Below are 13,531 nucleotides of genomic sequence, written 5' to 3' on the forward strand. Positions count from 1 at the left end.
GGACTTGATCACGGCGAAGACCTCCGTGTGGTGGAGCTGTCCAGGACTCCACCACACGGAGGTCTTCGTGTCCCGGCATCGCATCCTGGTCCGGGTGCTCAGACGCCCGCGTAGGAGTGCTTGCCGGTGACGAAGATGTTGACGCCGTAGTAGTTGAACAGCCAGCAGCCGAACGCGATCATCGCCAGGTAGGCGGCCTTGCGGCCCTTCCAGCCGGCCGTGGCGCGGGCGTGCAGGTAGCAGGCGTAGGCGACCCAGGTGATGAAGGACCAGGTCTCCTTGGGGTCCCAGTTCCAGTAGCGGCCCCAGGCGTCGCCCGCCCAGATCGCGCCCGCGATGATCGTGAACGTCCACAGCGGGAAGACGGCCGCGTTGACGCGGTAGGCGAACTTGTCGAGCGAGGCGGAGGCGGGCAGGCGCTCCAGCACCGAGGTCGCGAAGCTGCCGGGCTTGCCGCCGGTCTGGAGCTTGTTCTCGTACGAGTCCTTGAAGAGGTACAGGATCGTGGCGACCGCGCCGACGTAGAACACCGCGCCGCAGAAGATCGCGGTGGAGACGTGGATGTACAGCCAGTACGAGTGCAGGGCCGGGACCAGCTGGTCGCTCGCCGTGTAGAGGACGGTGACCGCGAGGCCCAGGTCGAGCAGGACCGTGGTGACGAGGAACAGGCCCATCCAGCGGACGTTCTTCTTCAGCGCCAGCAGCCCGAGGTACACGGCGACGGCGACCGTCGAGAACGTGATGTTGAACTCGTACATGTTGCCCCACGGCGCCCGCCCCACGGAGGCCGCGCGGGCGGCGACACCGGCCAGCTCCACGAGGAAGGCGAGCACGGTGAGGGAGACGGCGATCCGGCCGTACAGGTCGCCCTGCTCGTCACCGCCGTGGGCGCCGGGCCCGTCCGGCACGTCCCGGGCACCGGCCGCGGACCGGACGACGACCTTGGGCCGCTCCAGCACGGCGGTCCCGCCGGCCTGCTGCACGGTGACGGCGGGCCCCTTCGCGGCCTTGGTGTCCGCCGTGAGCGCGGCGGCCGTACGGGCCACCTTGCTGCGGCTGCCGAACAGCCACTCGGCGATGTAGGCGAAGAAGGCCAGGGTGTAGACGGCCATCGACGAGTAGATCAGCGTGTTGCTGACGCTCGCGAGATGTTCGTTGGTTGCGGCGGCGAGCGCGGTTGCGGCGGCGGAAGTCACGGCTTTTCAGCCCCTTCGGCAGGTACGACTTGGGGGTCGGGGGTCGGTGAAGGGTCGTCGTCGGGGTCGGGTGCCCCCGGCGCCTGGTCGTAGAGGATGCCGGCGAGGTCGCCCAGCTCCTCGGGAACCTTGGCGGACTCGCTGCGGCCGAGGCCGGCCATCTCGACGACCGTGACGCCGTCGGCGCCGCGGACGGCCCGCACCCAGACGCGGCGGCGCTGGATGAACAGGGACGCGGCGAGGCCGAAGATCGCGGCGAACGCGCCGCCGAGCGCCCAGCCGCTGCCCGGCTCCTGGACGATCTCGAAGCCGGCCCACTCCTTCACGTCCTTCTCGAACGTGATCGAGCCGGCGCCGTTGGGCAGCTGCATGGTCTGCCCCGGCTTGAGGTTGTCCCTCAGCTGCGCGCCCTTGGCGTCCTTGTAGGCCTTCATGTGGGTCTTGTCGAGCTGGTACACGCTCTGCGGCAGGCCCGCGTCCACGCCGAGGTCTCCGTGGTACGGCTCCAGGTTCAGCACCGGGTTCAGCAGCGCCGGGAACTGGGAGAGCACCGAGGTGCCACCGCCGTAGGTGGGCAGGAAGAAGGCCTTCACGCCCAGCTGCTCGCTGACGCCCTTGGCGTTCTTGTAGCCGTCCATCACCTTGATGACGCCCTGCGAGCTGACGTTCCCGTCGAGCGGCAGCAGCGGCACGGCGTCCTTGTAGACGACGGTGCCCTTGCCGTCACGGACGGTGATGACGGGCGCGTAGCCGTGGCTGACGAGGTAGACCTTGGCGTCGTCGATCTTCAGCGGCTGGTTGACCTTGATGGTCGTCGGCTGTGGCTTGCCGTACGCGCCCTTGCTGTAGTCGATCTTCGCCTGGAAGGTGCGCGGGGTGCCCTTGTTCGGGCCGCTCATCTCGTAGGTGCCCTGGAAATCCTTCAGGTCGAAGCTGAAGGGCACCAGGTCGTCGCTCTTGAAGAGGCTGCCGGACTTGAAGTCGTCGTACAGGATGATCGAGTTGGAGAACCCGGCGCCCTCGACGACCAGCTTGGTGCCGTCCGACTTGAACAGCTGGCCCGAGGCGAAGGCGACCAGCAGCACGATCAGCGCGATGTGGAAGACCAGGTTGCCCAGCTCACGCACGTAGCCCTTCTCGGCGGCGACGGCGTCACCGGAGGCGTGGGCGCGGAAGCGGCGCTTCTTCAGCAGGGCGAGCGCGGCCTCACGGACCTGCTCGGGGTCGGCCTCGGTGCGCCAGGTGGTGTAGGCGGGCAGCCGGTTCAGCCGCTTGGGCGCGGCGGGCGGCCGGCCGCGCAGCTGGCCGACGAACTGCCAGGTGCGCGGGACGATGCAGCCGATGAGGGAGACGAACAGCAGGATGTAGATCGCGGAGAACCACACCGAGCTGTAGACGTGGAAGAGGCCGAGCTTGTCGTAGATCGGCGCGAGCGTGCTGTGCGTCTTGCGGAAGTCGGCGACCTTGTTGATGTCGGCGCCGGTCTGCGGGATCAGCGAGCCGGGGATCGCGCCGAGCGACAGCAGCAGGAGCAGCAGCAGCGCGACCCGCATGGAGGTCAGCTGGCGCCAGAACCAGCGGACCCAGCCGATGACGCCGAGGGAGGGAAAGCTCACCAGCTCTTCCTGCGGGGCGGTGGACAGCTGGGAGCCGGCCGCCCCGAGGTCCTGGTCCTCGGCGCTGTTCGGGGAGTTGTCGGTGGTGGCCTTGCTCATCGGTCAGATCCCCACATTGAAGCCGTCGGACCAGGTCTGCATCTCCTGCACCAGACGGTCCCACGCGCCGGTCAGCAGCAGCACACCGGTCACGATCATCATCGTGCCGCCGATGCGCATCACCCAGACATAGTGGCGCTTGACCCAGCCGAACGCACCGAGGGCCTTGCGGAAGGCGACGGCGGTGAGGACGAAGGGGACGCCGAGGCCGAGGCAGTAGGCGACGGTGAGTATGGCGCCGCGGCCGGCGCTCGACTCGTGCCATGAGAGGGCGGTCACCGACGCGAGGGTGGGGCCGATGCAGGGTGTCCAGCCGATGCCGAACAGCGCGCCGAGTACGGGCGCGCCCGCCAGGCCGGTCGCCGGCCGCTTGTGGAAGCGGAACTCGCGCTGGGTGAGCCAGGGCATCAGCCCCATGAAGAAGACGCCCAGCAGGATCATGAGCACGCCGAGCACCTTGGTCAGGGTGCCCTTGTACTCCTGGAGCGTGGCCCCGAAGTAGCCGAACAGCGCCCCGCCGGAGACGAACACGGCGGTGAAGCCGAGTACGAACAGGGAGGCACCCGCCACCATCCGGCCCCGTCGGGCGTCCTCCAGGTCGGCGCCGGTGATGCCGGTCACATAGGAGAGGTAGCCGGGGACGAGCGGCAGTACGCACGGGGAGAAGAAGGAGACGAGGCCGGCCAGCAGGGCGACCGGCAGGGCGACCAGCAGGGCGCCGTTGAGGACGGTCTGGTTCGGGTCCGCCCCCGCGGCGAGGGTGAGAAGCGCGCTCACGTCACTTCTCCGCGAGGACCGGCTTGAGCATCTTCAGCAGGCTGGTGTCGCTGAGCGCCTCCAGCGCCCGCGCGGCGATCTTCCCGTCCCGGTCGAGGATCAGCGTGGTGGGGACCAGCTGCGGGTTGAGCGTGCCCTTCTTGAAGCGGAGCATCAGCCTGCCGGTCGGGTCGTAGAGGCTGGGGTACGTGATCCCCTGCTGCTTCTCGAAGGCGACCGCCGGGGTGGTGCTGCTGTCCCGGGTGTTGATGCCGACGAACTGGACGCCCTTGCCCTCGTACTCCTTGGAGACCTTGGCGAAGTACTTGCCCTCCGCGCGGCACGGCCCGCACCAGGAGCCCCAGATGTTGACGACGACGACCTTGCCCTTGTAGTCGGCGACGTCGATGGTCTTGCCGTCGATGGTCTTGCCGGACAGGTCCGGCGCCGGGTCCCGGTGGCCCTTGGCGACCGTGTCGATGCCGTTCTTGCCGGTGACGAAGTTGGTGTCGCCGCCCCCGCCCGAGATGCCGCCCGAGCTGCACGCGGACAGGGTCAGGGCCGCTGCGGCGGCCGTGGCGGCGAGCAGGAGGCGGCTGCGGGTAGTCATGTGAAAAGTTTCGCATGCCCGTTCTGGGGATGTTGCGCACCCCCCTTGCGGGCGGAAACCCGCATTTCAGGCGGCGTTTCGGGCAGCGGTCTCAGGCGGCGTTCGAGGAGGCCGACTTCGTGTCCGACAGGAAGCCCTTCCAGCCGCCCGCCGGCCGCTGTCCGACGTCCAGGGTACGCAGCTTGGCGAGCACCTCGGGCTTCTGTACGTCCAGCCAGTCCACGAACTGCTTGAAGGAGACCAGCCGCACGTCCGCGCCCTTCTCCTTCTCCCGGGCGATGTGCTTGAAGGCCTCCTCGACGGCGTCCATGTAGAGGCCGCCGTTCCAGTGCTCGAAGTGGTTGCCTATGAAGAAAGGTGCCCGGTTTGACTCGTATGCCCGCTGGAATCCGGATATGTACGCCTGGGCGGACTGTCGGCGCCAGCCCGGGTAGTTGTAGGCCGGGGCCTTGGTGGAGTTGACGGACTGGTTGGCGAGCATGTTGTAGTCCATGGAGAGCACTTCGAAGGAGTGCCCGGGGAAAGGTATCTGCTGCAACGGCAGGTCCCAGATCCCCAGCTTCTTCTGCGGCCACGTCTGACGGCCGCCCGGCGAGGACGCGTCGTAGCGCCAGCCGAGCTCGCGGGCGGTGGGCAGCAGGTTGTTCTGGCCGAGCAGACAGGGCGTACGGCCGCCGACGAGCTCCTTCTCGTAGTCGAACGGCAGGGACGGCATGTCCTTCCAGCCGGTGTTGGTGCGCCACTGCTTCACGAAGGACTTCGCCTGCGCGATCTCGCTCTTCCACTGCTGCGGGGTCCAGTTGCCGACCGTGCCGGTGCCGGAGCAGAAGTGCCCGTTGAAGTGGGTGCCGATCTCGTGGCCCTCGAGCCAGGCGCGGCGGACGTTGGTGAGCGTCGCCTTGATGTGCTCGTCGGTGAGGTAGCCGATGTCGGAGGCGCCGCGCGGGTTGTTCGGCGGGTCGTACAGCCGCTTCTTCGACTCGGGCAGCAGGTACAGCCCCGAGAGGAAGAAGGTCATGCTCGCCCCGTGCTCCTTGGCGAGGTCCAGGAAGCGCGGGAAGAGACCGTTGCCGACCTCGCCCGCCCCGTCCCAGGAGAAGATGACGAACTGCGGCGGCTCCTGACCGGGGTGCAGCGGCTCGGGCTTCGCGGGCTGGTGGGGCTGCTTGCCGGTGAAGGACGTGGAACCGTCGCCGAGGGGGCGGGCGGGGTGCGCGCTGCTGCCGCCCTTGGAACCTCCCTTGCCGGAACCCGAACCGTGGCCGGAACCGTCTGACCCGTTGAGCGTTCCGCAGCCGGCGAGTGAGGCGGCGGTGGCCGCGCCGACGCTGACGCCGAGCATTCCCCGGCGGGAGAAGGTGCGCATGAGAACCCCGATTCGTCACGTCCTGCTGGTGGTCACCCACTCAGAGGGCGTGACGAACCGGTAGGTTCCTCAGTTATTCAGTTAATCCGCAACAAACGTAACAAGCCTGTCCGTACGGAACCCTCAGGCCCCAAAGGCCTTCCCCTGTTGCCCCTTCGCCGGCTTCGCACCGGCCAGCAGATGAGCCGGGACGAGGTCGCGGGCGGGCTCGGAGTAGCCGACGGAAACGATTTTGTCGCCCTGGTAGGTGAAAGTCGTCAGGGAGGCGAGGGTGCACTGCCGCTTGCGCGGGTCGTGCCACAGCCGCCGACGCTCGACGTACGAGCGCACGATCCAGATCGGCAGCTGATGGCTCACCAGCACCGCCTCGTGCCCGCGCGCCCGGTCCTTCGCCGCGTCCAGCGCGCCCATCATCCGCACGACCTGGTCGACGTACGGCTCCCCCCAGGACGGCTTGAACGGGTTGACCAGGTGCTTCCAGTTCTCCGGCCGGCGCAGCGCCCCGTCCCCGACGCCGAAGGTCTTGCCCTGGAAGACGTTGTCGGCCTCGATGAGCCGCTCGTCGGTGTCCAGGTCCAGGCCGTGCGCCTTGGCGATCGGGGTCGCGGTCTCCTGCGCCCGCTCCAGCGGGGAGGCGACGACGTACGTCACATCGCGCGGGGCGAGGTGCTCGGCGACCCGCTCGGCCATCTGCCGGCCCAGCTCGGAGAGGCGGTAGCCCGGCAGCCGCCCGTAGAGGACGCCGGTCGGGTTCTCCACCTCGCCGTGCCGCATGAGGTGGACGACGGTGATGTCCTTGCTGTCACTCATGCTGCCGTGGCCTCCGCCGCAGCTCGGGCCGCCGCCGGAAGGGCGTCGGCGATCTTCTGGATGGCCCGCTCGTCGTGGGCCGTGGACACGAACCAGGACTCGAAGGACGACGGCGGCAGGTAGACGCCGTTCGCCAGCAGCGAGTGGAAGAACGCGGTGAAGCGGAAGGAGTCCTGCGCCTTGGCGTCCTCGTAGTTCCGCACGGACCGGTCCGTGAAGAAGACGGAGAACATGTTGGAGGCGCTCTGCAGCCGGTGCGCCACGCCCTCCTTGGTGAGCGCCTCGGTGACCAGGCCCCGGATCTGCTCCGACACGGCGTCGACCTTGTCGTACGCGGCGTCGTCGAGCAGCCGCAGCTGGGCGAGGCCCGCGGCGGTGGCGACCGGGTTCCCGGAGAGGGTGCCGGCCTGGTAGACGGGCCCGGCGGGCGCGAGGTGGGCCATGACGTCGGCCCTGCCACCGAAGGCCGCGGCCGGGAAGCCGCCGCCCATGACCTTGCCGAAGGTCATCAGGTCGGGCCTGACCCCGTCGACGCCGTACCACCCGGCACGGCTGGTACGGAAGCCCGTCATCACCTCGTCGGAGATGTACAGCGCCCCGTTCTGCGCGCAGGCGTCCTTCAGCCCCTGGTTGAAGCCTGGGAGCGGCGGTACGACGCCCATGTTGCCGGGCGAGGCCTCCGTGATCACGCAGGCGATCTCGCCGGGGTGGGCGTGGAAGGCGGCGTGCACGGCCTCGAGGTCGTTGTACGGCAGCACGATCGTGTCGGCGGCCTGGGCCCCGGTGACACCGGGGGTGTCGGGCAGCGCGAACGTGGCGACGCCGGAGCCGGCGGCGGCGAGCAGCGAGTCGACGTGCCCGTGGTAGCACCCGGCGAACTTGATCACCTTGGTCCGCCGGGTGAATCCGCGGGCGAGCCGGATGGCCGACATGGTGGCCTCGGTCCCGCTGGACACCAGCCGCACCTGCTCGACGGGCTCGACCCGGGCGACGATCTCCTCCGCGAGGGCGACCTCGCCCTCACCGGGCGTACCGAAGGACGTACCGCGCGCGACGGCCCGCTGCACGGCGGCGATCACCTCGGGGTGGGAGTGCCCGAGGATCATCGGCCCCCAGGAGCACACCAGATCGACGTACTCCCGGCCGTCGGCGTCGGTCAGATACGGACCGTCGCCGGACACCATGAACCGGGGCGTACCGCCCACGGCGCGGAAGGCGCGCACCGGGGAGTTCACGCCCCCCGGCGTGACGGCGGCCGCACGGTCGAACAGGGCCTGTGAGACGGGGGCCTCGTAGGGGTAGGGCGCTGCCGGCAGCGCTCCCGAGGAGTTGGCTTCACTCATGACCTGCGGCTTCTCCCACCTTCTCTGACAGGGTGACCTCATCAGGGTAGGCCGACGAGGGGACGGGTCCGGCAAAGCGGGGGCGGCTACGACAATCACGTGGTCGAACTTCTGCGATCTGCGAGACTGGAAAGACCTCCTGGGAAGGCCTGGGAAGAGCTGGGAAGAGCTGGGGCGTGATCCTGCGGACTGTTGTACCCCCGCACGTTTCGGCGGGCGGCCGTGGGGGAGGTCACTGACACGATGATCGGGTTGCGCGGCGGGGGCCACGCGTCCTAGAAAAGCAGTCGGGTGGAGATATGCATCGCGGTGGCGGACTGGGCGAGGGGACTGATGACCTGGGTCCTCGACGTGCCCGGCGGGGAAGGCACCGGCGCGAGGCGGAGGAAGCCGAAGCACGTCAGGCACAGGGCGTACCGAATGAGCCGGAAGGGCTCGACCGACGTATTGATCGTCGAGTGGACCGGTTGAGGGCGGAGAGCAGGAATGGTGGTCGGGTGGGGGTGACGTACAAATACTTCGGCGCGCCCGACGGCGCGACCGCGGCCCGCGTGCCGATCTCCATGCGCCCCGAAGAACTCGGCGGCGACGAGCTCGGCATGAACGGCATGTTCACCAAGATCAAGCCGGAGACGATGGCCGCGATGGTCCTCACCGGCATCGAGGGTGTCCCCCTGCACAAGGTGCCGCCCCTGGAACTGGTCGTCCTGCACCCCGACTACGCGGTCGTCAAACTCCCGATGACCGTCGTCGACCCCCTGCGCGGCATCGGCGAGGAGGCGGTCGGCGCGGCGGCCTTCATCTGGTCCACGGTCCCGGACCGGGGCGGGCCGCGGGACGCGTTCAACGTGTACCAGTTGCTGCACGAGTGGCAGGACTTCAGCCACCGGCTGCATGAGGCGGGGCATCAGCCGTACTGCCTGGTGTGGCCCTGATCGGCTCTGAGCTGGGGTTTCTTGCGGTTGGGCGGGGTCTTCGGGCCTCGCCCTTTTTGGTGCGGGGGAGGGGCCGTTGGATGGCCAGGGCACATTGCGGGCACATGGGCTCAGGCGGGGGCACTGATGCGCCCCCGCCGTGGGGTGTACGTCGCTGCCGGGTTCAGCCGCGCAGCGGCTCCGTCAGTCGTCCGAGGAGTCCGGCGACGAGTGCGGTCTGGGCGGGGACGGTGTCGGGGTAGCCCGCCGCGCGGAAGACGAGCGCCCCGATCAGGATGAGCGTGACGTACGCGGCGTCGCCGGCGACGTGGGCGACCATCGCCGTCATCGACAGCGCGAAGGTGAGGTACTTGCCCGGCACCCGCGCGACCATGCGGCGCAGCAGCGTCGTGAACAGACCGCTCGCCTGAGCGACGGCGATGCCGAAGCCCACGATGAGGATGGTGGCCAGCGGCGGGAAGGTCGCGAAGCGCAACCCCCGCGAGGATCCAGAACAGCCAGAACGGGTCGGGGAGTTTGTTGCCGACCTTCTCGATCGCGCTCGCGCCGCCGATCCCCTTCCCCCGCAGACGAGCCGACTCGTGCCCTTCCAGCGTCCGGTCGCGGATGTACTCGCGCTCCATGCCCGACATCGCGGCGAGCACGGTGAAGACGACGCCGCGCGGGTCATGGCTGCCCTGGAGGTCGCCGGTGAGGAACTGCAGGCCGATGCCGCCCGCGCGCGGGGGCTGGGGGATGCGTCAGCCGGCGAGGTTCTCCTTGACCCACTGGCGGAGGTCGGTCACGGGGATCGCGTGGCGTGCGTTGTAGGTGTCGTCCTTCGCCCACGCGACGCCGCGGCCCTGCGCGAAGACCGCCCGGTACTTCCGCGTCATGTTGTCCGGGTCGGCGGCCAGCTCGTCGAGCAGCGACGGAACCGTCCACACCGCACGGCGGAACGGACGCTCCAGCACGGTCTCGAGCGTCTCGGCCAGCTCGCCGTAGGTGATGGTGTCACCGGCGAGGTAGACGATCTCGTCGCGGATGCGAGGTTCGGCGAAGAGGATGTCCGCGGTCAGGACGCCGATGTCTTCGGGCGTCGTCACGGTGACCGCCGTCTCGAGACTTCCCAGCGCGTTGACGGTGTCGTTGGGCAGGTCCACCATGCCCGAGCCGGGCTCGAAGAGGTAGTTCATGAACATGCCGGTGGAGATGATGACCCACTCGGTCTGGTCCTGGGACCGGAGCAGGTCACGGACGTCCAGCTGGGAGTCGAAGATGTCCTGCGGGCTTCCTCGGCCGATGACGTCGAAGTCGACGCCGAACTGCCACGGGAAGTACCGCGGGACCCTTGCCTGGAGGGCGGCCTGGGCGACCTTCATGGGGGTCTCGAGGCCGGCGGTGATGCCCGTGCACCCGATGACCGTGTCGTAGTCGGCGAAGATGGAGGCGAGCTCGTCGACGGTGTTCTTCACGAGGTCCCCTTCGACGATCTTCACACCCAGGTTCTTGATCTCAGCGACGTCCCGCTGCTTGTCGGGTCCCGTGGACGCGATGGCGCTGGCCCGCAGGAGCACGCTGACGGACGAGCCCTCCACGTCCTTCGCTCGTCGGACGACGTTGCGGATGACGGGCATGCCGAGCTCCCCGGCTCCGATGATGAGGATGTCCCGGGAGGTGGGGATCGAGCTGTCGTTGCTCATCTGAAGGTCCCTCTCGTGTTCGTCTTTCCCCAGTGTGTTCTGGTCGCTGGGGTCTCGAGAGTCACCGTAAACTTTGACATCAGTGTCAAGGTCAAGTCGTCGGCTGACGAGGAGGAGCGAGTGATGAAGATCAGTGAGGCCGCCAAAAAGGTAGGAGCCCCGGCCCGGATGCTCCGCTACTACGAGCAGCAGGGGCTCATCGAGTCGTCGCGGTCGACCAACGGTTACCGCGACTACTCCGAGGACCAGGTCGAGCATGCACGTCACGTCCGGGCGCTCGTCGAGGCTGGTCTGTCGACGAGGATGATCAAGATCGTGCTGGACATCGAGGCCCCCTCGACCCAGGACGCAGCAGGCGCGTGCACCCAGATCCTGGCAGAGGAGCTCGCTCACGAGCTGCGCTTCGTCGAGAACAGGATCGTGTGCCTGGAGAAGAGCCGAGACGCGGTGATCGACTACCTCCGGCGAACGGGCCACGCAGACCTGCTGACCCCAGCGTGACTCGCAACCCCCGGCATGGCGGGTGCGGGCGGTGGTCGCAAGGCGGGCCGCGGCGGAGAACAGTCGCAGGCGCATCTTCCTGGGCTCCCAGCGGCGGGCTTCGCCGTCGAGGGCGAGCATCGGCAGCCATGCGAGGTCCAGGGCGAGGGAGACGATCTCCAGCCAGACCTGGTTCTGGGCGGTGCCGTGCAGGGGGAGGTTGCGCAGTCCGGTGGTGCGGGCGGCGCGGATGCGGTCCTCGGCGCCCGCCCTGCGGCAGTGGCGAAGTTCGAGGTCGGCGAGCTGGCCACCGGTGGTGTTCTTGGCCAGCGTGGACAGCCGGGGAAACAGGTTCGGTTGGTGGATCGCGCACAGCCCGTCCGACGCATCGGCGCGGGGCGGCTCAGGTGCTGATGAGGCGGCTGTCGAAGCCGGCGCCCAGGAGGCGCTCGTAAGCGTCATACACATCCCCCGGTACGTCCTGCTCGACGGCAAAGCCGAGCTTCGGGTACTCGATCACCCGTTGCAGGTCACCGACGAGCATGTCGACGACGAGCTTCTCGTCGCCGATGGACTTGATGTAGTCGTCCAACTCCAGCGGCTCGGAGGCGCACACGACCTCAGCCTCGGGCCACAACTTGCGGCAGGTCGCATACGAGCGGCGCTCCATGTACGGCTTGGAGATCAGCAGCAGCGACTGCACTTCCACCCCGGCCTCGGCCAGCAGCTCGCGGGAGAAGGTGATGTTCTGGCCGGTGTTTGCGGCCTTCGACTCCACGATGATCGCCTCGTCCGGCACCCCCAGGCTCGGCGCGTGCTCGCGGTAGTGGACGGCCTCGCCGCGCGGGAAGCGAGCGCGGGTGGTGGGGCTGTTGCCCCCGCTGAAGACCACGACCGGGAAAAGGCCGGCGCGATAAAGGTCGACCGCAGTAGTCGCGACCCCGAGGTCGTGGCTGCCCAGGCCGATCGCCGCCGAGCAGGGCCGCAGCTCGTGGCCCATCTGGTGGTAATTCCAGATCAGCGTCGCGTCGTGGAACTGCTCGTCGGTGATCTGGCGCTGCTGGTGCTCCGGCACTGGCACTCCCTGGCTCATCCTTGCTGGCCCTTTCGGATGCCCTCAATACTGCGCAGCTGGTGGCTCAGCCCGTACTGCCGGGCCACCTGTGCCGCCTGATCGAGGACGGACATCATTCCGGGTCGCATCGGGGAGTCGACCGTGCCGGTGGTGCGCGCGATGTCGATGTAGTGCAGTGCCTGCTTCAGGTCGCCGGCACCGCGATGGGCCAGGGCCAGCTTCTGGTGGGCGACCGACCAGTCCTCCGGCTCGCCCAGGTCCTCGAAGGCACGAGTGGCGGCCGTCATCGCGTTGGTGGCGTACTCGTTGTCGCCCTCCTTGCTCAGCGCCGTACCCACCCACAGCCGCGCCCTGGCACGGTCACGCGGGCTCAGGCGCTGGTCCCCGGCGAGGAGTTCGTAGTGGCGAGCGGAGGATTCCAACTCGCCCGACATCTCCTGAACGACGGCCAGGGACAGCTCGATCTGAGCCACCCGGCGTGGGATGTCGAGCTCGGTGAACATGCCGCGGGCGGTCAGGTAAGAATGGCGGGCGGAGAGTGGGCCGAGGATCGCACCCTGATCGCGCTGGAGGTCGCCCAGGAGCACGAGGGAACGGCCGTACAAATAGAGACCCTTGTCGTCCAGCTGCTGGGGTGCACGGCTGCCCAACCAGCGGTTCAACAGGGTTGAGGCGAACGGGAAGTCCTGACGGCTGATGCAGACAACAGCGCGCTCGATGTCCTCGGTCCAGGTCTCGTAGTCCGCTGGCCTCGCGCTCTTCCGCTCAGGGAACAGCATTGCCTCGAAGCGGGATTGGGCGGCGGAATCCGCCCGTGCGAGTGCGGTGTCGAGGATGGCCTGGGTGTCCGGTCGGGGCTGTGTCTCCGCGCCGAGGCTCTCCCACTTCGCAACCGTGCGCAGCGCGACACCGAGGTGCTCGGCGAAAGCGCGCAGGCTCATACGCAACGCGGCGCGCAGGGCGCTCGCCTCCCGACCTGTCCATTGCTGCACGCTGACCACGGATGACCTCCCTCCGTCACGTATGGAAGCACTGTCGGTGACGACGTGGGGTGGGAAGTGCAACGGAAGTACAACAGCAGGTCATTTCGAGGCCGTTCACGACGGCCGACGCTATGGGCATGGACGACGACCTCATCACCGAACGCCGCCCCGTCGCCTTCCCCCAGGTCTTCGGCTACCTACGCCACGTCACCGGCGGGCTGCCTCGCCACGCGGCGCTCGTCAACTGCCTCACCGAGTACTGCGAACGGCACGAACTGGCCCTGTGCGGTGTCTTCACCGAACGCGACTCCACGGTGATCATCCGCTCCCCCGCCTTCGTCGGTCTGCTCGACGCGCTCGAACTCCCCGATGCCTACGGTGCCGTGGTTCCCGCTCTCAGCCACCTCGGCCCGAAGGGCCTCGGCACCGAGCGCCAGCGGCAGATAACAAAAGCAGGCGCTCGTCTGATCGTGGTCCGCCACTTCACGCCGACCGCGGAATGCACTCGCGGCGTTCAGCTTGGCCACGGCGGCACTGTGGCGGGAGATCGCTGAAGTGGAGCAGACACCATGGAAGTTGA

Annotated in this window: 13 protein-coding genes and 2 pseudogenes; 3 read left to right on the forward strand and 12 right to left on the reverse strand. The window is 68.5% G+C overall.

The features are described 5' to 3' along the window. Positions 1-98 precede the first annotated feature (98 nt). The 7 genes from ccsB to hemL form a co-directional block, all read right to left on the reverse strand. Positions 99-1,196: a c-type cytochrome biogenesis protein CcsB gene (gene ccsB / locus ACH45E_RS36685; protein WP_361449426.1), complete on the reverse strand. Its 1,098-nt coding sequence runs from the start codon at positions 1,194-1,196 to the stop codon at positions 99-101. Further along, positions 1,193-2,911, reverse strand: coding sequence for a cytochrome c biogenesis protein ResB (locus tag ACH45E_RS36690; protein WP_361449423.1), 1,719 nt, complete (start codon positions 2,909-2,911; stop codon positions 1,193-1,195). Before ACH45E_RS36690 ends, ccsB begins: the two co-directional genes overlap by 4 nt. Before the next feature lie 3 nt (positions 2,912-2,914). Next, the gene (locus ACH45E_RS36695; protein WP_361449420.1) at positions 2,915-3,688 is read right to left on the reverse strand and encodes a cytochrome c biogenesis protein CcdA; all 774 of its coding nucleotides are present in this window, start codon (positions 3,686-3,688) and stop codon (positions 2,915-2,917) included. A 1-nt stretch (position 3,689) separates the two neighbouring features. Beyond that, entirely contained in the window at positions 3,690-4,277 is a 588-nt protein-coding gene (locus ACH45E_RS36700; RefSeq protein WP_361449417.1) for a TlpA disulfide reductase family protein, read from the reverse strand. A gap of 91 nt (positions 4,278-4,368) precedes the next feature. Beyond that, on the reverse strand, positions 4,369-5,643 hold the full coding sequence (locus ACH45E_RS36705; protein ID WP_361449414.1) for a hypothetical protein: 1,275 nt from the start codon (positions 5,641-5,643) through the stop codon (positions 4,369-4,371). A 123-nt stretch (positions 5,644-5,766) separates the two neighbouring features. Continuing rightward, complete coding sequence (locus tag ACH45E_RS36710; RefSeq protein ID WP_361449411.1) at positions 5,767-6,453, reverse strand: histidine phosphatase family protein; 687 nt, start codon at positions 6,451-6,453, stop codon at positions 5,767-5,769. Further along, positions 6,450-7,769: a glutamate-1-semialdehyde 2,1-aminomutase gene (gene hemL / locus ACH45E_RS36715; RefSeq protein WP_361449749.1), complete on the reverse strand. Its 1,320-nt coding sequence runs from the start codon at positions 7,767-7,769 to the stop codon at positions 6,450-6,452. Before hemL ends, ACH45E_RS36710 begins: the two co-directional genes overlap by 4 nt. Before the next feature lie 326 nt (positions 7,770-8,095). On the opposite strand from hemL, the gene ACH45E_RS36720 reads away from it, so the two are divergent. Further along, complete coding sequence (locus tag ACH45E_RS36720; protein WP_361449408.1) at positions 8,096-8,731, forward strand: hypothetical protein; 636 nt, start codon at positions 8,096-8,098, stop codon at positions 8,729-8,731. A gap of 241 nt (positions 8,732-8,972) precedes the next feature. Here ACH45E_RS36720 and ACH45E_RS36725 read toward each other — a convergent pair. After that, positions 8,973-9,279: pseudogene (locus ACH45E_RS36725) on the reverse strand (AbgT family transporter); the annotation flags it as partial. A 192-nt stretch (positions 9,280-9,471) separates the two neighbouring features. Then, a complete protein-coding gene (locus ACH45E_RS36730; RefSeq protein WP_361449746.1) occupies positions 9,472-10,413 on the reverse strand; it encodes an aromatic alcohol reductase in 942 nt (313 codons plus the stop codon). A gap of 123 nt (positions 10,414-10,536) precedes the next feature. Between ACH45E_RS36730 and ACH45E_RS36735 the strand changes: the two genes are divergently transcribed. Next, positions 10,537-10,914, forward strand: coding sequence for a MerR family transcriptional regulator (locus ACH45E_RS36735; RefSeq protein ID WP_361449743.1), 378 nt, complete (start codon positions 10,537-10,539; stop codon positions 10,912-10,914). Between the two features lie 24 nt (positions 10,915-10,938). On the opposite strand, the pseudogene ACH45E_RS36740 reads toward ACH45E_RS36735, so the two are convergent. The 3 genes and pseudogenes from ACH45E_RS36740 to ACH45E_RS36750 all read right to left on the reverse strand — a co-directional run. Next, a pseudogene (locus ACH45E_RS36740) lies at positions 10,939-11,214 on the reverse strand (transposase); the annotation flags it as partial. A gap of 82 nt (positions 11,215-11,296) precedes the next feature. Then, positions 11,297-11,986: a YdcF family protein gene (locus tag ACH45E_RS36745; RefSeq protein WP_361449405.1), complete on the reverse strand. Its 690-nt coding sequence runs from the start codon at positions 11,984-11,986 to the stop codon at positions 11,297-11,299. After that, complete coding sequence (locus ACH45E_RS36750) at positions 11,983-12,969, reverse strand: hypothetical protein (RefSeq protein ID WP_361449402.1); 987 nt, start codon at positions 12,967-12,969, stop codon at positions 11,983-11,985. The genes ACH45E_RS36745 and ACH45E_RS36750 overlap by 4 nt, the downstream gene beginning before the upstream one ends. A 119-nt stretch (positions 12,970-13,088) precedes the next feature. Between ACH45E_RS36750 and ACH45E_RS36755 the strand changes: the two genes are divergently transcribed. After that, entirely contained in the window at positions 13,089-13,505 is a 417-nt protein-coding gene (locus ACH45E_RS36755) for a hypothetical protein (RefSeq protein WP_361449399.1), read from the forward strand. Positions 13,506-13,531: the final 26 nt, after the last annotated feature.

The sequence above is a fragment of the Streptomyces sp. NPDC020299 genome, assembly GCF_044387825.1.
Lineage (GTDB): Bacteria > Actinomycetota > Actinomycetes > Streptomycetales > Streptomycetaceae > Streptomyces.